Source organism: Prevotella sp. MGM1, from assembly GCF_002933775.1.
Taxonomy (GTDB): domain Bacteria; phylum Bacteroidota; class Bacteroidia; order Bacteroidales; family Bacteroidaceae; genus Prevotella.
On record NZ_BEWV01000199.1, the window covers coordinates 1 to 21,304 of the forward strand.

Genomic DNA, 21,304 nt, shown 5'->3' on the forward strand with positions numbered 1-21,304 from the left:
AATAAGCATTTGGCTTAACTCCTTAACTTCTTGACTCCGAAGAAAAATCTTCCGAACTCCTGTAAAACTACTTCTTAACTCCGAAGAAAAATTTCTAAAGAACTACTTCACCACTTTTATGTTGACGTTGCTCTTCTTTATATTCTTGGCGTTGGCAAACTCAGCGTCGCCACGGGTTATGATGTCTATATCTGTCAGCGTGATACCGTCTATGGGCATTTCGGGAAGTCCCTTGAATTCCATGGCACGTCCCGAGCCGTTGCAAACGACCCTGCGTATGTCTATATTGCGGAATATCGGGGTTGTCTCGTCCACTGGTTTCTTGTCTGACACATTGGGATTGTCACCATCGGCGATAGACTCGGCGATAGACTTTCCGCCGTAATACATATTGAACGTGATCGCGTCGTTCTTTATGTCGTTCATAGATATGCCGTCGATGAATATGTTTTCGACAATTCCTCCGCGTCCGCGGGTACTCTTGAAGCGAAGACCTACATCGGTACCGAGAAACTGACAGTCGGTCACCATGATGTTGCGCACGCCGCCACTCATCTCCGAACCTACCACGAAACCGCCATGACCGGCAAACACCGTACATCCGTCTACCACCACGTTCTCACACGGACGGCCACGACGACGACCGTCGGCGTCTTTTCCGCTCTTGATACAGATACCGTCGTCACCGGCATCAAACTTGGAGTTTACAATCAAGGCGTTCTTGCACGATTCGAGATCAAGGGCGTCACCGTTCTGAGCATACGATGGGTTTCGAGCAAGTACATCGTCTATTATGATGTTCTCGCACATCAGAGGATGTATGTTCCAAGCGGGGGAATTCTGGAAAATAACGCCCTGCAACAACACGTTCTTGCAGTTGACGAGACTCACCATCACGGGGCGCAGGAAACGTTTGACGCTGTTCCAGTCGTCTTCCGACTTCATTCCCTGCGGCACATTCATGTTAGCTCCGGCATCGCCCTTGGCATACCCCTCGGAGGGAAACCACAGGTCGGCACGTTTCAGTACGCCTCCCTTGCCGGTGAACGACTTCCACTGTGCCTCGGTCACCTTCGCTTTTTTGAGCGGACGCCAGTATTGGCCGTTACCATCTATAGCCCCTTTGCCGGTTACGGCAATGTTAGTGGCTCCGTTTGCGCTCAGCGGAGACTGGCAACGGCGTGTCTCAAGTCCCTCGAAAGATGTGCTGATAAGCGGATAGAGTGACTCGTCGGCCGCGAAAAGGATTACCGCTCCCTTTTCAAGATGCAGGTTGATATTGCTCTTCAACACTATCGGCCCTGTATGCCATATACCTCTCGGCACGACAAGCCGGCCGCCGCCCTTGCCGCTCAGGTTGTCTATCGCCTTGGCAAAGGCTTCGGTACATAGGGTCTTGCCGTCGCCAACGGCTCCGAAATCTTTCAGGTTCACGTCACGTTCGGGAAACACCGGTGCTTTCACCTCCGGCATCTTGAAAGGCAGGTTGGCCGTGTAGTGCTTGTAAGGATTGTCCGCATGCACGCTTGCGGCAAAGGCGAGCGCGGCGACAAAGATACTCAATAAGGTCTTTTTCATGCTGTTTTTATTGTTTTATGATTAGTAATTATTATATGTCACAGTGGTTTTTACAACACACTTCGATACATCTTAATCGATGCCCGACCGGCGTTCATTACATGCCACAGCGGAATGTGCGCCGCAATTCAGGACTCCTCATCCGTCATTCGACAGGCTATTATCACACGTCACAATCTCTGTTCCGGCGTCACGGGCGTCTCTTCTCCCATTATCTCACGCAGCGGTATCATCACGAAATCACGCTCTTGCATCAGCGGATGAGGGATTTTAAGGTCGGGCTCGTCGACGGTAATGTCGTCGTAGAGCAGTATGTCGATGTCAATCGCACGGTCGTGATACCGCCCCGCCACGGTCTTCTCCCTGCGTCCGAGCCGTCGTTCTATCCGCCTGGTACGGTCAAGCACTTCCCGCGGACTCATGACCGTATCGCAACAGACCACCGCATTGACGAAACGGTTGGCCGACTCGAAGCCCCACGGCTCGGTATCATAAAGAGCAGACCGGCACACAACGGTGCCGATCTGCTCTCCTATCTCGTCAATGGCCTCCGAAATGGTGCGCCGGCAGTCGCCTATATTCGCTCCGAGACCAAGGTATAACTTGTGCATGGACATATTATGTTGTTGCAGACATCCGGTAATCCGACTTCAATATCGGATTTGCGTCTCGATATTCTGTATACTATTGGGGTATAACCATCCGGCAATCCTACGGTAAACGGTATTCAAACCGACTTGAATTCACCCGCAGACAGGCCGTCGTCAGCCGGCCATCACATCATCAATCGTCAACAATGAGAAGCGCGTCGCCATAGCAACCGAAGCGATAACCGTTTTTAAGGGCTTTCGAATAGGCCTCCATCACGATATCGTAGCCACCGAACGCAGCTGTGGTCATGAGCATGGTGGACTCGGGATGGTAGAAATTGGCGATCAGACTGTTTGCCATTCCGAAGTCGTAGGGCGGGAAAATAAACTTGTTCGTCCACCCTTCGTACTCTTTCAGCAGCCCGTCGGTGCCCACTGCGGTCTCAGTGGCACGGGCTGTGCTCACTCCCACGGCGCAGATACGGTGCCCTGCCATCTTGGCGCCGTTAACAATGCGGCACGCTTCGGGACCTATCTCCATCTGCTCGGAACTCATCTTGTGCTTGGTGAGGTCCTCGACTTCTATCGGCTTGAAGTTGCCGAGACCGCAATGCACGGTGATATACGAGAAGTTATACCCCCTGATTTCCATCATTTTCATCAGTTCGCGGCTGAAATGGAGACCCGATGACGGTGCGGTGACCGCTCCCTCGTTCTTTGCGTATATGGTCTGGAAGTTCTCCATATCGTCGGCCGTAGCCTGACGGTGGTCAACAATATATCGTGGCAACGGAGCCTCGCCGAGAGAAAACAGCTCGCGCTTGAACTCATCGTGAGGGCAATCGTACAGAAAACGCAACGTGCGGCCGCGGCTTGTGGTATTGTCTATCACCTCGGCGACCATCGGCCCGTCTTCATCGAAGAACAGTTTATTGCCTATTCGTATCTTGCGGGCTGGCTCAACGAGCACATCCCACAGCCGGAGCTCTTCGTTAAGCTCGCGCAACAGAAATACTTCTATCTTGGCGTCGGTCTTCTCTTTCGTACCGTAAAGACGCGCGGGAAACACTTTCGTATCGTTAAATATGAACGTGTCGCCCTCATCGAAATAGTTGACAATATCCCTGAACGTGAGAAACAGCGGACTACCGTCGGCATCTTTCATCTCATTGCCGTCGGCATCGGTCTTGAACATGTCTATGGCCCGGCTCTTACGGTGCACGACCATCAGGCGACATTCATCTCTGTGATACACTTTATCTATCGTTCCGTCCTCATTTTCGAAAGCACGGAATGCCGGTTCGAGCGCCACTTGCGCCTCCGGCAACTTGAATTTGAATTGTGACAGTTTCATATTTAGTATTCTCCTTTCTTTATATTATCATATACAGGTCTTCGCGTCATCGTCTACCGGCAATGCTTTCCAGCCATGCGGGGAAGTCGTCCAAGGCGACGCATCGCTCCAGCCTTACATCCCCTATACGGGTACGGCACAACTCGGTGAGAAAAGCGCCGCTGCCGAGCGCTATCCCGATGTCGCGCGCCAAAGCCCTGATATACGTACCCTTGCCGCATACCACACGTATACCCATCTGCATCCTGACAGGGTCGAAAAATGTGAGTTCTATCTCGTCAATGCGCAATGTCTTGGGCTTGAGTTCCACTTTCTCACCCTTACGCATCATCTTATATGCCCGCTTGCCGTCTATCTTGCACGCCGAATACTCCGGCGGCACCTGCTGTATCTCTCCGAGAAAGCGCGGAAGAGTGTCGAGAATAAGCTCCCGGGTGATGTGCGCCGTAGGGAATGTGTAGTCTACCGTATGCTCACGGTCGTAGCTCGGGGTGGTGCATCCGAGTTGCAGCGTGGCCGTATATTCCTTGTCACGATACTGCAAAGCCTCTATTTCCTTGGTCTTCCGTCCGGTGCATATTATCAACACGCCCGTGGCCAACGGGTCAAGAGTGCCCGCATGGCCTGTCTTCACTTTCTTGATACCTATACGCCGCGATATGAGATAACGCACACGGGCAAGCGCTCCAAAACTCGACATGCCGTAAGGCTTGTTCAAATATACAATTTCTCCTTCGGTGAAATTCATCGCAGGGATACTTTTAATCATAAAACAGAGAACAAGACAGTGGCCGTTCCGGCTATGGCACAGTAGATACCGAAGTATACCAGCTTGCCTTTCTTGACTATATCAATCATCCATCTGCACGCCACGCAACCCGACAGGAACGCCGCCACGAAGCCGACCACAAGCGGAAGGGTGTCTATCCCGCCGAAAGTGTCCTCGCCCTTGACGGCCTTCATTACATCGAGAAGAGCCTCGCCGAGAATGGGCGGGATAACCATGAGGAAAGAGAACTGCGCGAGATTTTCTTTCTTGTTGCCCAGCAGCAGACCGGTGGCGATCGTACTGCCCGAACGCGACAGGCCCGGCATCACGGCACAAGCCTGCGCCAGACCGATAATCAGGGCGTCGAGCCAGCCTATATGCTCTTTCTGACGCGGCTTGGCATAGTAAGAGAATGTAAGAAGAACGGCTGTCACAAGGAGCATGCACCCCACGACAAGCAGTCCCGATCCGAAGATTTCCTCCACTTTATCCTTGAAAAACACTCCCACTATACCGATAGGGACCATCGACACGACGATATTCAAAGCATATTTGGTCTCCGCGTTAAGTTCGCACTTGAACAACCCGCGTACAATCCAGTCTATCTCGCTCCAAAGAATGACAAGCGTGCTCATCACCGTTGCCACATGGACAAGAACGGTGAAAGCCAGATTTTCCGCCCCTTCCAGTCCGAAGAGATGTGAGCCTATGGCCAAATGTCCGCTACTGCTCACCGGGAGATACTCCGTCAGCCCCTGCACAAGGCCTAAGATCAATGCCTCAAACCAATTCATCGGTATTCTCCGGATTTACGGTTTCTTCCTTTTTATCATCATTTCCCGCCACGGTCTTGGGCTTGTGAAGAACTGAATATATCATCGACAGGAAGCCGATGACACACAGCGCCGGAGCAAGTTTAATGCGTCGTGCGCTGAATATTTCCGGATTATAGGTCGTGTCTGTCGACCCCGGACCACTCATCAGAATAAAACCGAGAACTATCACTGCCATGCTCACGGCAAGGAGGATGAAGTTCACACGGTCGAAAGCAAAATTTCTCTTATCCATATTTATTATTGGTGATATGTTTTCTTACCGGTACTGAAATGCACGGCCGGCATATCCGGCACGTATCCACCGTATGGCGTACATGCATCCGTCAGATATTGTAAAGCTCCCCGGCTGTCATTTTCAGGAATTTATTGACAGACAGGTACGAGCACACTGCAGTAATCACTATTCCGAAGAGGAACACCGAGCCTGCCGTGGCGGCAAGTTCCTCCCATGTGACAATCGTCATGATGCCCGGCTCATAGCGATAGAGCATATAAAAGCCTCCGCCGAGAGCCGTACAGGCAAACAGGGCGGCAAGCAATCCTAGCCCCATGGCACGGCGCAGGAACGGACGGCGTATAAATCCCCATGACGCTCCGACGAGCTTCATGGTGTGAATGAGGAAACGGCGTGAGTATATGCCAAGGCGCACGGTGTTGCTGATAAGCGAGAAAGAGACGCAGGTGAGCAGCACGGCGAGCACGAGGAGCACTATGCTGACCTTGCCCAGATTATCGTTCACGCTGTCCATCAGGTCTTCCTGGTATGCCACGTCAGTGACTTCCGGCCGCTTGCGCAACTCTTTCGATATCCACCTGAGGGAGTCGCGGTTGGCGTAATCGGCTTTCATACGTACCTCGACAGTGGCTACAAAGGGATTGAACCCGAGAAATTCCGACGGGTCGGAACCCATCGCGGCGCACTGCTCCTGCTGGGCCTGTTCCTTGCTGATGTAGTCTATGTCATGAGAATAAGGCCTGCGGTAAAGGTCACGGCACAGCATGCGGGCCTGATTTACGGAGACCGAGTCTCCGAGCATTAACGTCACGGTGAGGTTTTCCTTGACATAGGCAGACAGGTTACGCGCCGCAAGCACGAAAAACACCATCAACCCGAGAAGGATCAGCACCAATGTGGTGCTTATACATAACGTCACGGCCTGCATCCCGCCACGCGAACGGTTCTTTTTCTTTCTTTTTCCCATTATCTTTTCGGACGTAATACACCAAAATTGATGCAAAGTAACAAAAAAATCCATTAACACACAATACATTTAACATGTATTAACCGCAGTCGTGCGGTATTTTTATGTACCTTTGAATTCCATTAAAAGAAATACAGATGAGTACTATCATTTATCCATCGCCAATATTCGGACCTGTGAGAAGCCGCAGGCTCGGAGTGTCGCTCGGCATCAACCTGCTGCCGGCCGACGGCAAGGTATGCACATTCGACTGCATATATTGCGAATGCGGATTTAACAAAGACCACCGCCCCACCCTCGGAATGCCGTCGCGGGGCGAGGTGGCGGCCGCACTCGAAGCCAAACTGCAAGAAATGAAAGCGGATGGAACGGCCCCCGACGTGCTGACATTCGCAGGCAACGGAGAGCCGACATGCCACCCTGAGTTTGCCGGAATAATAGACGACACCATATCGCTACGCGACCTCCACTTCCCGGACGCGAAAATTTCGGTGCTCAGCAACTCTACCCGCATCACCCGCCGCAACGTACACGACGCACTGATGAGGGTGGACAACAACATTCTGAAACTCGACACGACAGACATCGGGTACATAAATGCCGTGGACAGGCCGACAGGCACATTCGACCTCGAAGCCGTAAAGGAAGCTATGAGGGCTTTCAAAGGGCATCTCATCATACAGACGATGTTCATGACAGGAGAGGCCGACGGACGGAGCGTGGACAATACCGGCGACGAATATGTGGCACCGTGGCTCGAAACGGTGAAAAGCATAAGCCCCGAGAGCGTGATGATATACACCATAGACAGGGAGACACCGGCACACGGACTGAGAAAAGCTCCGAAAGAGGCACTCGACGCCATCCGCGACAGGGTGATCGCCTGCGGCATACCGTGCACCGCTTCATACTGAACGGCAGGGGGCTATTGTCCGAACGGCCGCGACAAACATCAGGCACGATGAAGAGCAGACAGCAAAAAACCATTGCATATAGCGTGAAGTATAGCATGAAAATACTTGATTACGGAAGAATATTTCGCTATATTTGCATCAAACCAAAAAGCGAAATCCATGAAAAGAATGATATTTTTATTACACTCAGCACACCTGCCGCTGCATATTCATACACTTACGGAATACCATAAAATCTGACATCCGCATGCGGCAGGGTGCTTGAAACGATACGTTTTACATATTTATTGTCCGTCGGCACAGGCCGACAGATATGCTTGCGGGGCCTCACCACTGTGTGAGACCCCGCAAACATGTTTACACGAAGATGAATATTTATGCAAAAACAGGCTTTATGCCGCCTCCAACGGGATACTGATCGGAGTACGTTCGGTAGCTAAACGGACTCCAACGGGATACCGAATGCAACGCAACGGGTATCCCAATGCAGCACAATAAGCATTCTATTGCAAAAAAACGGCAAATCAACCTAAAAGCAATGAGAAACCTGTCATTTTTCAAAGTATTTTACACCGTGTAACGACCCGTATTGCATAAATATACAATATCGGAACTGCCGCCGGCATTACGAACAATATTTACAAAATGACGACCTGACGGTCTGAGCCATACCGCATGCGGAACAAAAAAATTCCGGCCCGACCGCATGACAGTGATATACACCGATGTCATGCGGCCGGGCCGGAAACCGTTTGATGAAAAAACCTAAGGCTGTTCTATCACCAATCCGGAATCACATCTTGCCTATGATCCCGAGCTTGGTGGCACGTATGAATTCAATGATGTTGCGCACTTCCTTTCCGTCGGGCACCTGCTGTTCAATCTGCATCACGGCGTCGAACACCGATGTCTGGCCGTGGAACACAAGTCGGTAGGCATTGGCGATATGTGCTATAACCTTATCGCTCACACCGTAATTTTGAAGGATTACCTTATTCACGCCACCATAACGCACAGGGTTGTCGGTAGCCACGATAAAAGGAGGGATATCCTTACTGAAACGGCTTCCGGCCTGTATCATCGCCGCGTCGCCCACACGGGCGCCCGGATTGGCAATCACTCCGGATGAGAAAATAACACGGTCTCCAATCTCGCAGTCTCCGCCGATTTTCGTTCCGTAGCCGAACACGTTTACATTGCCTATCTTGGTGTCGTGCGACACATGCACGCCTTCCATAAGGAAGTTGCGGTTGCCTATCACCGTACGGCCGTCACTGAACGTGGCACGGTTGATAACCACATTCTCACGTATCACGTTCTCATCACCGATAATCAACTGTGAGGCGTCGCCACGATAGTTGAAGTCCTGAGGCACGGCGCCAAGCACGGTATTCTGGAAAACCTTGTTTCCACGACCGAGACGTGTACCGTTCATCACACTGACGTACGGATAGATGACACAGTCGTCACCTATCACCACATCGTCTTCTATATATGCGAAAGGATAGATGGTAACGTTTTGGCCAATCTTCGCTTTCGGACTGATTTCTGCTCTTTCGCTTATCATAAAAATGAGGTTTATATGTTAAATGTAAATATGTTAGATGCCTGATGTCAGATGCTGGATACGGTATGAAAAATGTGTGTCACGCCTTGTGTCAGGCGTCAAATGCCAGACGACAAGTAGCTTTCTGACGTTCGTCATCCAACATTTAACATCAGGCATTTACATTAATATCTTCCGCCGCCGAGTGCGGTGTAAAGACTCACCACGGCCTGCATCTTCGAGAAGTCGTCGGCAGCCTTCGACAGTTCGGCGTTGAGCAGGCTCGACTGTGCCGATATTACTTCGAGATAGGTGCTTCCGCTGCTTGCGTAGAGCTGTTTGGTGTCTTCCACGTTCTGGCGCAACACAGCCACCTGCTTGGCTTCGAGGCGGCTTTTCTCATCAGAAGAGTTGTACTGCACGAGAGCATTGCTAACCTCACTGCCGGCCTTCAAGATGGCGTTCTGCCAGTTGTTGTATGCCTGTTCCTGCTGAGCCTTGGCCACTTTCAGGCCGGCTACCAGCTGGCCGCGGGCGAAAATCGGCTGGGTAAGGCTTCCGATGGCAGAGAGCAACCACTTGCCGGGGTTGACAATGCCCATGCCGGAGTTATTGGTATAGGCACCCGAACCGCTGATGGTGATGCTCGGATAGAAACGGCTGCGGGCCGTCTCGGTGTCATAGAAACACTGAGCGAGGGTCATCTCGGCATAGTGGACGTCCGGACGGTTGTTGAGCATCTGTATCGCTATGCCGGTGCTGAACTCGGCGGGCAGCGACTGCTCATCGAGCTTGCCGCGGGCGATAGTCTGTGCCGGCTGACCGAGCAGCAACGAAAGCGAGTTTTCCGTCTCACGAATCTGCCTGTTGATGTCGGCGGCCTGCGCCTGGACTGAATAGTAGCTTGCCTCAGCGCTCTGAACACTTGTCGAACGTGCGCGGCCAAGCTCTTTCTGCAACTTCATCATCTCCCACGTGTTCTTCGTCAGGCCCACCATCTCGTCTACTATTGCTTTCTGCTTGTCGAGCATCAGCAGCGTGTAGTACATGTTGGCGATACCGGTGATTACGCCGGTCTTCACCACAAGCTGATAGTCTTTCATGCCGAGAAGTGCCACCTGGGCGCTGCGCTTCTGCGAAAGCAGGTTTCCAAACAGGTCGATGCTCCAACTTGCGCTAACGGGAAGAGAATATATTTTCGAGGGAGTGTGCCCGTCCCATGATGAAAGCGTGCCCTGGGGGGTAAGCGAGATGGAGGGCAGGAATGCCAACTTCGAAGAGAGGAGCTGTGCCTCTACCATCTTTACGTTGAGGGCTGCGTTCTGCAAGTCGAAGTTATACTTCAACCCGGTCTCTATCAGTCCCTGCAACTGAGGATCGGTGAACACACTGCGCCACGGCAGATTGCCGAAACTTGTGGTGTCGCTCACTGCCAGCGTGTCCGTCAGCGATGTCACATCGCGCACCAATCCCTTTGTGTTCACATCCGGGCGCTCGTATTTATTGTATAGTCCGCAGCTGCCGAGAAGCAGCGATGCGGACATTATCATCATTAGTTTCTTCATAATCTTTCTGTCATTTATTTATCTACGGGACGTGTGTATTGCAACAACTCCGAATCAACATGGGCATCATCGTCCTTAAACGCTATCGGCTTGATCTTCTCTTGTATCAACTGGAAGATGTAGAACAGCGCCGGAACAACCATAATCTGGCAGAGCATACCGATAAGCATACCGCCGACGGCTGCCGCTCCAAGAGTCATGTTACCGTTGTAACCGGCTCCCATGGGGACAAGCAACGGCAAAAGACCGATAATCATGGCGAGAGATGTCATGAGAATAGGACGCAGACGGGCTGCCGCTCCCAATACGGCTGACCATGATATGGCCATACCGGTACGACGACGCTCAAGGGCGAACTCCACAATAAGGATGGCGTTCTTCGCCAACAGACCGATAAGCATGATAAGGGCAATCTGCATATAGATGTCGTTCTGCTTTCCGAAGAGGTTGGTGAACAGGAATGCGCCGGCCAATCCGAACGGAATCGACAGTATTACAGACAGCGGCAGCACATAACTCTCATACTGGGCTGAAAGAATCAGGTATACGAACGTCAGACAGAGCACGAAGATTATAGCCGTGGAGTTGCTCGATTCCTGCTCCGAACGGGTCAGACCAGAGAACTCATACGAGAAGCCCTCGGGAAGACTTGTAGCGGCTACCTCTTCCATTGCCTTGATAACATCACCCGTAGAGTATCCTTCCGCCGGCGACGCATTGACGTTTATAGACGTAAACAGGTTGAAACGGTCTATCTCCTGAGGCGCGTAAATCTTCGTCAGGTTGACATACTCCTTGATAGGGCTCATGCCGTTATTGGTACGTACATATATGTTATCGAGACTCTTCAAGTCGCCGCGGAACTCATAGGCCGCCTGTATCATCACACGATACAGCTTACCGTAGCTGTTGAAGTTGGAGGCGTAAAGTCCTCCGAAGTATCCCTGCATGGTAGAAAGAACCACCGACGGGTCGATACCGCTCTGCTTACACTTCGATACGTCGACATCCATCATGTACTGAGGATATTTAGAATTGTACTGCGTCATGGCGCTGCTCACCTCGGGACGCTTGTTCAACTCGCCGAGGAACTTCTGTGTCGTCTCGAAGAACTTATTCACATCTCCACCGGTACGGTCCTGCATAGAGAAAGTAAGACCGTTCGTAGCGGAGAATCCTTGTACCATAGGCGGCTGGAATGCCAAAATCTGCGCGCCTTTGATTGACGCTGTCTGCTTGTAAATCATTCCGAGCACCATGGATGAACCGAGATTGTGCACACCTACGTACTTCAACGGTCCCTCGGCAGCGTTACGCTCCTCGAAACTCTTCAACTTCACGATGAACGTTCCCTGGTTTGAACCTTGTCCGCCGATAAAGCTGTATCCTGTGATACGCAGAGTATTAGACACCGCAGGGTTGCTCTTCAACATCCTGTCAACCTGGTCCATCACTCCGTTCGTCTTTTCAAGGCCCGTGCCGGGAGGCGTTGCCACGGTAACGAAGAGCGTACCTGTATCCTCGTCGGGCACAAGTCCCGTTCGGGTATTCATCATCAGTACGGCCATTGCCGCTATACCCACTATCGTCGCGCCTACGGCTATGAGCGGACGCTCCACTATACGGCGCACACCGCCCTGATATTTATTCAGCACTTTGCCGTAAGCGGCGTTGAAAGCGGCATGGAAACGATCCACTCTCGACATCTTACGTTCCGTTCCGTCGGCGTTGTGCGGCTTCAACAGCATGGCGCAAAGAGCCGGAGAAAGAGTCAAAGCGTTGAGCGCCGAGATCACAATGGATATGGCCATGGTAACACCGAACTCACGGTAGAACGTACCGCTTGTACCTCCGAGGAACGACACCGGTACAAACACGGCCGCCATCACGAGTGTAATGGATATGATAGCTCCCGATATTTCACTCATGGCATCTTTCGACGCGGTGACAGCACTCTTGTAACCGAGGTCAAGCTTGGCGTGCACGGCCTCGACCACCACTATGGCGTCGTCCACCACTATGGCGATGGCAAGCACGAGAGCGGCCAGCGTCAAGAGGTTAAGCGAGAAGCCGAATACATACAGGAAGAAGAATGTTCCCACCAGAGATACCGGCACCGCGATAAGCGGGATGAGCGTGGAACGTATGTCCTGCAAGAAGATATACACCACGATAAACACCAACACAAATGCCTCTACAAGGGTTTTGACAAGCTCGTCGATCGAAGCGTCGAGGAACTCGGTCACATCTTGCAGCAACTTGATCTGCACTCCGGGCGGCAATGCCTTCTCCGCCTCCGCCAACACGGCCTTTACATCATCCGCAATCTGAGTAGCGTTACTGCCGGCAGTCTGCGTCACCATCATCATACACGAAGCCTCACCGTCCACCGACTGCATGAACGAGTAGTAAAGACCGCCCAGTTCGACGTTCGCCACGTCCTTGACACGCACCGTGCGTCCGTCGGTATCGCTCGTGATAATCATGTTCTGGAACTCCTCGGGAGTTTTCAGACGACCTTTATATCGTATTGTATACTCGTACTGATTGTCCGTCTGCTCGCCGAACTTACCGGGAGCGGCCTCAATGTTCTGCTGAGCCAGCACGCCGGTGATGTCGCTCGGCATGAGGTTGTGGTTCTTCATCTTCACCGGATCGAGCCATAGGCGCATAGTGTAAGACTGCAAACCCATGGCCTGACACTCACCCACACCCTTCACACGCTTGATGGCGGGTATGATATTGATGTCGGCATAGTTGCCGAGGAACTTGTTGTCGTATTTCTCCGGATCACCGGTGATGGCGAAAATGAGCACGTTACTGTTCTGACGCTTCATCACCTGCACACCGGCACGGGTAACCTCGGCAGGCAACAGCGCCGAAGCCTGCGACACACGGTTCTGCACATTCACCTGTGCCATGTCGGCATTGGCGCCCTGCTGGAAGTATACGGTGATTGAGCCGGAACCGTCGTTAGTGGCGGCCGAGGTCATATAGGTCATGCCCTCCACACCGTTTATCTGCTCCTCAAGCGGTGTTATCACCGAGTTGAGCACCGTCTCGGCATTGGCACCGCTATACGAAGCGCGCACCATGATTGTAGGCGGAGCGATGTCGGGATATTGCTCGATAGGCAGCGACACCAGTCCGATAAAGCCCAGGATGACTATCAGGATGGAAATCACCGTCGATAGCACCGGGCGTTCTATAAATCTGTCTAATTTCATTGTTCTCTAATAATCGGTTTTACATTCCCATTGCTTTCTTAAACGCACTGAGGTCGCCCTGGGCCTCGCCGAGTTTCTCGGCTTTCTGCAATTTCTCTGCATACTGAGCCTCGGTAAGCGGTTTTATTTCAAGTCCGTCAGACAGTGCGGACACACCGTAAACAACAATAGACTGTCCGGCCTTCACGCCGTTTTCTATTATATAAGTCTTGCCGTCGTTATCCGGATTTACGGTAACGGGAGTATATTTCACCTTGTTATCCTTGCCCACGACATATACAAAATACTTGTCCTGTACCTGTGTCACAGCATCCTGAGGAACAACGATCGCACCCTGCTTGGTCTGCGGGATGATAACAGAGCCTGAACCGCCGCTCTTGAGTAGATGTTCAGGATTGGCGAAATCAGCACGAACCTGCACGGCTCCCGTCGAAGCGTCTATCACTCCGCTTATCGCCGCGATATGTCCTTCGTGTCCGAACACGCTTCCATCGGCCAGTTGCAACTTGACCGCCGGAAAATCCTTGACTGCCGCGGTCATTCCACCGGCTGCCCTGGACAGGCTCATGATGTCTTTCTCCGTCATGGAGAAGTACACCTGCATGGTCTTGATGTCGGCCACGGTTGTCAACGGCTGCTGAACGGACGAGCTGACGAGCGCTCCCACCTTGTATGGCAATTCGCCCACCACGCCGTCTGCCGGACTTGTCACATAGCAGAAGTCGAGATTTTGCTTTGCCGATATATATCCGGCCTCGGCCTGTGCCAGAGCGGCCTGTGCCGACTCGTACGTATTTGCGGCCGACTGCAGTTCGTAATCTCCTATCACCTTGTTCTCAAACAGCTTCTTACTGTTCTCGTATGTCAGTTTGGCCGTGTTAAGTTGGGCCTTGGCCGCATTTACAGAGGCCTTAGACTGGCGCACGGCAGCCTCATAAGTGACATTATCTATCACAAAGAGCACCTGCCCCTTGCGCACTTGCTGACCTTCATGAACATTCACCTTTGTGATAAATCCTGCTACCTTCGGACGGATCTCCACATCCTGCACACCCTTGATTGTGGCCGGATATGAATTTGACAACATTGCCTGCTGTGCCTGGATTGTCCTCACAGCATACTCATTGTCACCGAAATTGGGCTTGCCGCCTTTCTTGCCGCCTCCGCAAGAGACAAGCACCGCAGCCAAAGCCACCAAGAAAAACATCTTCTTCTGTTTCATACTTTCTTTTTATATACTATTGATTTACTATTATTGCTTTACAGGGTAGTTCCTTAACAGACAATCAAATTAAACGCAACAGGTAAGAAAACTTTTTTTACCTGTTGAGTTTCCAGGTTGCAAATATAGTCATAATTATATTATATGGCCGATTTCAGCTTTTTAATTTAACAATAATTATTCACAAGTTAAGGATTTGTAACTAAACATAGGCACGCTCCATGCAATCATACCAGCCTCATTTCCCTCGCTTTGTCCATAAGCAGGCGCATGAGCGGCTCGCGCTCGTTAGGCACCCGGTTATCGAGCACGGCATCCTTGAGAGCCTGTTTCAGAGCGCCCACTTCCCTGCACGGGCCGAGACCGAACATTTCCATTATCTCGTTACCGTCGATACATGGCTGAAGCATCCGTTTGTAGTCTTTCTCTTTCAGGTCGGCGAGCTTCTCGCGGACAACACGGAAATTCTCGAGAAAACACTTCTTCCGAACCTGGTTCTTGCTCGTGATGTCGGCCTCACAAAGTGTCATAAGGTCGTCTATGTCATCGCCGGCATCATTCATCAGACGGCGCACGGCACTGTCGGTCACCACCTCGTCGGCAATCACTATCGGCCGCATGTGCAGGTCCACGAGCTTCTGCACGTATTTCATCTTGGCATCCAGCGGCAATGCCAGCCTGCGGAAAGTCTGAGGCACCATCTTCGCCCCTATGAAATTATGGTTATGAAACGTCCATCCCTGAGCCGCATCCCAGCGCTTGCCGCGTGTCTTGCCGATGTCGTGCATCAGCGCGGCCCATCGCAGCCACAGGTTGTCAGAGCGCCGGCACACGTTGTCGAGCACCTCGAGAGTATGGTAGAAATTGTTCTTGTGCGACCTGCCGTTCTTCGTTTCCACTATGTCGAGCGCAGCCAGCTCGGGCAATATGATGTTGAGCAGTCCGCAACGCTGCAAGTCAACAAAACCGCGGCTCGGCGTGTCGGTCATCATTATCTTGTTCAGTTCGTCTTTTATACGCTCGCCGCTCACGATCTTTATCCGGTCGGCGTTTCGTTCGAGAGCCTCGAACGTCTCTTCCTCTATCATGAAGTTCAGCTGCGTGGCAAACCGTATGCAGCGCATCATGCGCAACGGGTCGTCCGAGAAGGTTATGTCCGGGTCGAGCGGGGTACATATCGTGCGCTCTTCAAGGTCATAAATGCCATCGAACGGGTCTACCAGCTCTCCGTACCGTCCGGCGTTCAGGCACACGGCCATGGCGTTGATCGTGAAGTCCCGGCGGTTCTGGTCGTCTTCGAGCGTGCCGTCTTCCACCACCGGTTTGCGCGAGTCGTGACTATAGCTCTCCCGGCGCGCGCCCACAAACTCCACTTCCATGTCGCCGAATTTCACCTGGGCGGTGCCGAAATTCCGGAATACCGAAAGACGGGCCTTGCGACCGAGCATCCTTTTCAACTCAGACGCCACCTCGATGCCGCTGCCCACCACAACCACATCTATATCGTTTGACGGACGTTCGAGAAACAGGTCCCTCACGTATCCGCCCACCACATAACACTCCACTCCGAGCTTGTCGGCAGCGGTTGAAATCTTGCGGAATATCTCTCTGTCGAGCACTTCCGCCAGTTCTTCGTCAGTAAGTATTTTCATTTCCTTGAATACACTCGTTCAGGCACCAACGCACCTTGTCCTTTTAAACGTGAATAAGGTTGCAAAAGTACACATTATATATGACATAGCCAAAAAGAAAAGACTTTTTCAACCACGCAAAAACAATATTTCACACACAGGGCACCATTATCCTCTCAACACACAAGGCAAATGAGACACAGACTGCCATAAAAACGACGTTTTGTAAACAAACAGTCACACAGGACATCACGACACCGAAGTGCATAAACATGCAATACCGGAAGAAAAGCAACGAAATATCCTTTGTTTTTTGATATACACACAACATGAAAACAATTAAAACGCCACTGTTCCGCAACCGGCATCCCGTCATACCGCAACCGGTATCCCAATGCAATGCATTTAGCGTCTAAACGGAATGCGACAAGTATCCAAACGCAACGCAATAAGCACCCTAATGCAGCACGAAAATATCGGTATAAACGCAAAAAGGCTCCCGATGCCACGCACCGGGAGCCTTTGAATAATTCGCCTATAATACGACCGTATATGCAAAAACGGCTTCACGACCAGAGAGACAAGCACATACCCTCATGCCTAAACCGCACACATATTACTACGGTGACGACCCCACCATATCGCGATTATCAAAAATCGCAGCCGTCAAAAACCGTATATTTATACACATTCCAATATCAACCATATATTTATCCAACACTTTTGTAAATATTTATCACGACAGAAACGCTTTTAAAGCGATTTGCCGAGAACAAATATACGCAAAAAAGCGATGGAAACAAAATGTCATCGCGATACACTTCACGATACACCGTAACAAAATACAACACCAACAAGACAAAGACACACATTAAATAAAAAACAATAAAAAAACGAAGTTTTATTCTTAAAATGACCGCACAGGCATTGATAATCGGGAAAAGATGATTAATTTTGCGGGACATTACCAAAAAGCTCATACACAATGAAATCGAAAACGCTTATCATATCGCTCGCCGCTGCGGCAGCCGTCTGCGGATGTAACAGCACACAAAAAGAAGCCGAGAAACTGCTCGAAAGCGCCAACTACGACTTCGTGCACGGACGCTACGACATTGCGCTCGATGCCATCGACTCACTGCGAAAGATATATCCCAACGCCATTGAGGTGCGCAAGCAGGCGCTTGAACTGCAACAGCGCATCGCCTTGAAGAAAGCGCAGGAAGACGCCGAGGAAGCAGACAAGCTGTATCAGATAGCGAGCAGAGACTATGAGGTGATGAGAAAAGCGGTGGAGAAAAGCGGAGCCTACGCCACACAGGAACAGATAGACGAACTGACAAGGAGAAGAATAGAGCGCGACTCCATGAAAATCATGATGGACACACAGTTTGCCAAAATCAGATACATACACCGCCGGCAGTTGCAAAACGACAAATGAGAAACCCCGATTTGGCTGTTTCGTAATATTTTAATAATTTTGCAGCGAATAAACAATCACTCACAATGGCAACAACCGAAACAAACACCGACGGACAGTTTGAACAGGTGATAAGCGAATGCCGCTCACTGTTCGGCAAAAAACTGCACGACTACGGTGCCTCTTGGCGCATACTCAGACCGTCATCGCTCACCGACCAGCTGTTCATCAAGGCAAAACGGATACGCAGCCTTGAAATAAAAAAGGTATCGAAAGTGGGTGACGACATACGTCCGGAGTTCATAGCGCTGATAAACTACGGAATCATAGGCCTGATACAGCTCGAAAAGGGATTTTCCGACACTGTGGACATGACCGCCGGCGAGGCCATGGAGCACTACGACCGGCACGCGCTCGAAGCGCTCGAACTCATGAAACGCAAGAACCACGACTATGATGAGGCCTGGCGGTCGATGCGCGTGAGCAGTTACACAGACTTCATACTGACGAAGATCGAGCGCATCAAAGAGATTGAGAATCTCGGGGGCGACACGATAGCAAGCGAGGGTATAGACTCGAACTACATGGATATAATAAACTACGCCGTATTCGGAGCGATCAAACTGAGCGATAAGTGAGAGCAGTTTCAGTAAACGCCTGCCGCCTGTTACTCGCCGTGACATTCATATTCTCGGGATTTGTCAAGGCCGTGGATCCTACGGGCACGCAGATAAAGATAACGGACTATGCCGAGGCAATGGGACTGGCGGGATACATCCCCGACTTCATCGCCATGATGGCGGCCGTGATTTTGGCCGCGGCCGAGTTCACCATCGGCATAGCGTTCCTGTTCGCCATACGCCGCAAACTGACATCGCAAGTGGCGCTTGCCGTCATGGCCGCATTTACTCCGTTCACGCTGTGGATAGCCGTTGCGGACCCGGTGAGCGACTGCGGATGCTTCGGCGACGCAGTGAAACTGACCAACTGGCAGACATTCTGGAAAAACACGGTGCTGCTCGGCGCGGCATTCGTGATGTGGCGGCGACCGCTCACAGTGGTGAGACTGATAGGCAAGAGCAATCAATGGATAGTGATTAACTACACGGTGGTGTTCATCCTGTTCGTCTCGGGCTACTCGCTGTACTACCTGCCGCCGTTCGACTTCCGCCCATATCGTATCGGGGCGAATATCAGACAGGGCATGGAAATGCCGCCAGGAAAGACCGGCCCGCAATTCGAGACAACATTCATAATGGAAAAAGACGGTGAGAGAAAAGAGTTCACACTCGACAGCTATCCCGATTCCACATGGACTTTCGTAGACAGCAAGACTGTACAGACGGCCGAGGGATACATACCACCGATACACGACTTCTCGATAGTGACGAGAGACGGCAACGAAGATATAACCGACAGGGTTCTCGACGACAAGGGATTCACGTTCCTGCTCGCGGCACCGCATCTGGAAACGGCAGACGACAGCCGGCTCGACATGATAAACGCCGTGTACGAATATGCCGAGGAAAACGACATACCTTTCTACTGCCTGACTGCAAGCGGAGAGAAAGCCATGAACAGGTGGCAGGCCATCACGGGAGCCGAATATCCGTTCTGCACCACCGACCCCACAACCCTTCAGACCATGATAAGGAGCAACCCGGGGCTGATACTCATCGAAAACGGTACCGTGGCAGGAAAATGGAGCTGCAACGACCTGCCGGACGAGAACTCGCTCACAGGCATTCTCGACAACATAAGGGCCGGGAACACAAACGAGCATTCGACCACCGGAAAGGTGGCGTTCATAATAATGTGGTACATTCTGCCACTCTTCGTCCTCACTCTGGCAGACAGGCTATGGGCATGGACAAAGTGGCTGAAAAGAAAGAAAAATTCGAATAAAATATATAAACTCTTAAAACAAAAGAAAATGAGAAAAAAAATTGTGGCAGGCAACTGGAAAATGAACATGAACCTGCAAGACGGTATCGCACTGGCAAAGGAGCTGAACGACACTCTTACTACTGACAAGCCAAACTGTGGCGTTGTCATCTGCACCCCGTTTATCCACCTGGCAAGCATCGCCCAATTCCTCAATCAGGACGTTATCGGCCTCGGCGCCGAGAACTGCGCCGACAAGGAGAGCGGAGCATATACCGGAGAGGTATCGGCAGAGATGGTGAAGAGCACCGGAGCACAGTACGTGATACTCGGCCACTCAGAGCGCCGCGGATACTACGGAGAGACTCCCGAGATACTGAAAGAGAAAGTACTGCTCGCATTGAAGAACGGCCTGAAAGTGATTTTCTGTATCGGAGAGAGCCTTGAAGAGCGCGAGGCCGACAAGCAGAACGAGGTTGTGAAAGCCGAGCTGGAAGGCAGCGTATTCAACCTGACAGCCGACGAGTTCAAGAACATCGTCATCGCATACGAGCCTATCTGGGCTATCGGCACAGGAAAGACTGCCACCGCAGAGCAGGCCGAGGAGATCCACGCTTTCATACGCAGCGTTGTGGCTGATAAATATGGCAAAGAAGTGGCTGAAGACACAACCATCCTCTATGGCGGAAGCTGCAAGGCAAGCAACGCTCCCGAACTGTTCGCCAAGCCGAATATCGACGGCGGACTGATCGGCGGCGCATCATTGAAAGCAGCCGACTTCAAGGGCATCATCGACGCGTTCAACTAACAACGGAGGAAGGTGAAGACTTGCTGTTTCGAGGATTGAAAATGGAGGATACAGGAATGAGGCATGCGTGACGGGATATCATGCCCGGTGCCACTCATATCTTCATCCTATATCCGCCATTCACAACCCTCGAAACATTCCCGACCCCGACCCCATAAAAACTCTGCAAAGAATGCGCAAAGCGATTATAATATCACTCCTTTCATGCTTCGCCGCCACGGCCGGCGCACAGACATTCATCGACAGGCTGCAAAAGAAGACCGCCGGCCAGGGTGTGGTGACCGTGACACAGGACGAGGCTGTGAGCAATCTGGTAAACGGCCCGAGAACGGCAACCGCACCGTCAAGAAGCACATCCGGCAGCAAAAGTATGCCGATGGCACGGAAAACGGAAAGCATGCCGGCAACAGGAAAGGTCAACACCGAAACCACAGCGTCCCGGAATACCGTAGCGACAGAGAGCGAGGCACCACGAACGACAACGTCTAGAACCCGAAAGGTTACCGGATACAGAGTGCAGGCATTTGCCGGCGGCAACACCAGGCAAGACAGGCAGAACGCCGAAAAAACAGGAAACAGAATAAAATCGGCATTCCCTGACGAGTCAATATATGTGCATTTCTATTCTCCACGCTGGATATGCCGTGTGGGAAACTACAAGACATACGAGGAGGCGCACCGCATGCTTGAAGCCATTCAAGGACTCGGGTACAAGCAGGCATCGATAGTGAAAGGAAAAATCAGCGTACAATATTAAT

General features: G+C 51.6%; 17 protein-coding genes. 5 read left to right on the forward strand and 12 right to left on the reverse strand.

The window, feature by feature from the left end; translation table 11 throughout:
• Positions 1 to 102 precede the first annotated feature (102 nt).
• The 7 genes from MoGM_RS07630 to MoGM_RS07660 form a co-directional block, all read right to left on the reverse strand.
• The gene (locus tag MoGM_RS07630) at positions 103 to 1,578 is read right to left on the reverse strand and encodes a glycoside hydrolase family 28 protein (RefSeq protein ID WP_104369490.1); all 1,476 of its coding nucleotides are present in this window, start codon (positions 1,576 to 1,578) and stop codon (positions 103 to 105) included.
• 170 nt (positions 1,579 to 1,748) lie between these two features.
• Complete coding sequence (gene folK / locus MoGM_RS07635; protein WP_104369535.1) at positions 1,749 to 2,189, reverse strand: 2-amino-4-hydroxy-6-hydroxymethyldihydropteridine diphosphokinase; 441 nt, start codon at positions 2,187 to 2,189, stop codon at positions 1,749 to 1,751.
• Between the two features lie 172 nt (positions 2,190 to 2,361).
• Positions 2,362 to 3,522, reverse strand: a complete 1,161-nt coding sequence (gene queA / locus MoGM_RS07640; protein WP_104369491.1) for a tRNA preQ1(34) S-adenosylmethionine ribosyltransferase-isomerase QueA — start codon at positions 3,520 to 3,522, stop codon at positions 2,362 to 2,364.
• A 46-nt stretch (positions 3,523 to 3,568) separates the two neighbouring features.
• A complete protein-coding gene (gene truB / locus MoGM_RS07645; RefSeq protein WP_104369492.1) occupies positions 3,569 to 4,270 on the reverse strand; it encodes a tRNA pseudouridine(55) synthase TruB in 702 nt (233 codons plus the stop codon).
• A gap of 17 nt (positions 4,271 to 4,287) precedes the next feature.
• Positions 4,288 to 5,085, reverse strand: coding sequence for an undecaprenyl-diphosphate phosphatase (locus MoGM_RS07650; RefSeq protein WP_104369493.1), 798 nt, complete (start codon positions 5,083 to 5,085; stop codon positions 4,288 to 4,290).
• Entirely contained in the window at positions 5,072 to 5,359 is a 288-nt protein-coding gene (locus tag MoGM_RS07655; protein WP_104369494.1) for a DUF3098 domain-containing protein, read from the reverse strand. The genes MoGM_RS07650 and MoGM_RS07655 overlap by 14 nt, the downstream gene beginning before the upstream one ends.
• Before the next feature lie 91 nt (positions 5,360 to 5,450).
• Complete coding sequence (locus MoGM_RS07660) at positions 5,451 to 6,329, reverse strand: ABC transporter permease (protein ID WP_104369495.1); 879 nt, start codon at positions 6,327 to 6,329, stop codon at positions 5,451 to 5,453.
• A 137-nt stretch (positions 6,330 to 6,466) separates the two neighbouring features.
• On the opposite strand from MoGM_RS07660, the gene MoGM_RS07665 reads away from it, so the two are divergent.
• Positions 6,467 to 7,243: a radical SAM protein gene (locus tag MoGM_RS07665; protein ID WP_104369496.1), complete on the forward strand. Its 777-nt coding sequence runs from the start codon at positions 6,467 to 6,469 to the stop codon at positions 7,241 to 7,243.
• 793 nt (positions 7,244 to 8,036) lie between these two features.
• Here the strand turns inward: MoGM_RS07665 and lpxA are convergent.
• The 5 genes from lpxA to MoGM_RS07695 form a co-directional block, all read right to left on the reverse strand.
• A complete protein-coding gene (gene lpxA / locus MoGM_RS07675; RefSeq protein ID WP_104369498.1) occupies positions 8,037 to 8,810 on the reverse strand; it encodes an acyl-ACP--UDP-N-acetylglucosamine O-acyltransferase in 774 nt (257 codons plus the stop codon).
• A 164-nt stretch (positions 8,811 to 8,974) separates the two neighbouring features.
• Positions 8,975 to 10,354 carry an efflux transporter outer membrane subunit gene (locus MoGM_RS07680; protein WP_233210210.1) on the reverse strand — a complete coding sequence of 460 codons (1,380 nt, stop codon included), beginning with the start codon at positions 10,352 to 10,354 and terminating at the stop codon, positions 8,975 to 8,977.
• Between the two features lie 14 nt (positions 10,355 to 10,368).
• Positions 10,369 to 13,581, reverse strand: coding sequence for an efflux RND transporter permease subunit (locus tag MoGM_RS07685; protein WP_104369500.1), 3,213 nt, complete (start codon positions 13,579 to 13,581; stop codon positions 10,369 to 10,371).
• A 19-nt stretch (positions 13,582 to 13,600) separates the two neighbouring features.
• Complete coding sequence (locus tag MoGM_RS07690) at positions 13,601 to 14,803, reverse strand: efflux RND transporter periplasmic adaptor subunit (protein ID WP_104369501.1); 1,203 nt, start codon at positions 14,801 to 14,803, stop codon at positions 13,601 to 13,603.
• 227 nt (positions 14,804 to 15,030) lie between these two features.
• The gene (locus MoGM_RS07695) at positions 15,031 to 16,455 is read right to left on the reverse strand and encodes a CCA tRNA nucleotidyltransferase (RefSeq protein ID WP_104369502.1); all 1,425 of its coding nucleotides are present in this window, start codon (positions 16,453 to 16,455) and stop codon (positions 15,031 to 15,033) included.
• A gap of 964 nt (positions 16,456 to 17,419) precedes the next feature.
• On the opposite strand from MoGM_RS07695, the gene MoGM_RS07700 reads away from it, so the two are divergent.
• The 4 genes from MoGM_RS07700 to MoGM_RS07715 all read left to right on the forward strand — a co-directional run bounded on the left by MoGM_RS07700 (position 17,420) and on the right by MoGM_RS07715 (position 21,303).
• The gene (locus tag MoGM_RS07700) at positions 17,420 to 17,875 is read left to right on the forward strand and encodes a hypothetical protein (RefSeq protein WP_104369503.1); all 456 of its coding nucleotides are present in this window, start codon (positions 17,420 to 17,422) and stop codon (positions 17,873 to 17,875) included.
• A gap of 65 nt (positions 17,876 to 17,940) precedes the next feature.
• Entirely contained in the window at positions 17,941 to 18,492 is a 552-nt protein-coding gene (locus MoGM_RS07705) for a DUF1599 domain-containing protein (RefSeq protein ID WP_104369504.1), read from the forward strand.
• The gene (locus MoGM_RS07710) at positions 18,489 to 20,546 is read left to right on the forward strand and encodes a BT_3928 family protein (RefSeq protein WP_104369505.1); all 2,058 of its coding nucleotides are present in this window, start codon (positions 18,489 to 18,491) and stop codon (positions 20,544 to 20,546) included. Before MoGM_RS07705 ends, MoGM_RS07710 begins: the two co-directional genes overlap by 4 nt.
• A gap of 172 nt (positions 20,547 to 20,718) precedes the next feature.
• The gene (locus MoGM_RS07715) at positions 20,719 to 21,303 is read left to right on the forward strand and encodes an SPOR domain-containing protein (protein WP_104369506.1); all 585 of its coding nucleotides are present in this window, start codon (positions 20,719 to 20,721) and stop codon (positions 21,301 to 21,303) included.
• Position 21,304: the final 1 nt, after the last annotated feature.

Bases quoted from the DNA above. Each gene is read 5' to 3' on its own strand.
- MoGM_RS07660 (WP_104369495.1), bottom strand. From the start codon at position 6,329: ATGGGAAAAAGAAAGAAAAAGAACCGTTCGCGTGGCGGGATGCAGGCC.
- MoGM_RS07665 (WP_104369496.1), top strand. From the start codon at position 6,467: ATGAGTACTATCATTTATCCATCGCCAATATTCGGACCTGTGAGAAGC.
- MoGM_RS07685 (WP_104369500.1), bottom strand. From the start codon at position 13,581: ATGAAATTAGACAGATTTATAGAACGCCCGGTGCTATCGACGGTGATT.
- MoGM_RS07680 (WP_233210210.1), bottom strand. From the start codon at position 10,354: ATGAAGAAACTAATGATGATAATGTCCGCATCGCTGCTTCTCGGCAGC.
- folK (WP_104369535.1), bottom strand. From the start codon at position 2,189: ATGCACAAGTTATACCTTGGTCTCGGAGCGAATATAGGCGACTGCCGG.
- MoGM_RS07715 (WP_104369506.1), top strand. From the start codon at position 20,719: ATGCGCAAAGCGATTATAATATCACTCCTTTCATGCTTCGCCGCCACG.
- MoGM_RS07690 (WP_104369501.1), bottom strand. From the start codon at position 14,803: ATGAAACAGAAGAAGATGTTTTTCTTGGTGGCTTTGGCTGCGGTGCTT.
- MoGM_RS07630 (WP_104369490.1), bottom strand. From the start codon at position 1,578: ATGAAAAAGACCTTATTGAGTATCTTTGTCGCCGCGCTCGCCTTTGCC.
- truB (WP_104369492.1), bottom strand. From the start codon at position 4,270: ATGAATTTCACCGAAGGAGAAATTGTATATTTGAACAAGCCTTACGGC.
- MoGM_RS07650 (WP_104369493.1), bottom strand. From the start codon at position 5,085: ATGAATTGGTTTGAGGCATTGATCTTAGGCCTTGTGCAGGGGCTGACG.
- MoGM_RS07655 (WP_104369494.1), bottom strand. From the start codon at position 5,359: ATGGATAAGAGAAATTTTGCTTTCGACCGTGTGAACTTCATCCTCCTT.
- MoGM_RS07695 (WP_104369502.1), bottom strand. From the start codon at position 16,455: ATGAAAATACTTACTGACGAAGAACTGGCGGAAGTGCTCGACAGAGAG.
- queA (WP_104369491.1), bottom strand. From the start codon at position 3,522: ATGAAACTGTCACAATTCAAATTCAAGTTGCCGGAGGCGCAAGTGGCG.
- lpxA (WP_104369498.1), bottom strand. From the start codon at position 8,810: ATGATAAGCGAAAGAGCAGAAATCAGTCCGAAAGCGAAGATTGGCCAA.
- MoGM_RS07700 (WP_104369503.1), top strand. From the start codon at position 17,420: ATGAAATCGAAAACGCTTATCATATCGCTCGCCGCTGCGGCAGCCGTC.
- MoGM_RS07705 (WP_104369504.1), top strand. From the start codon at position 17,941: ATGGCAACAACCGAAACAAACACCGACGGACAGTTTGAACAGGTGATA.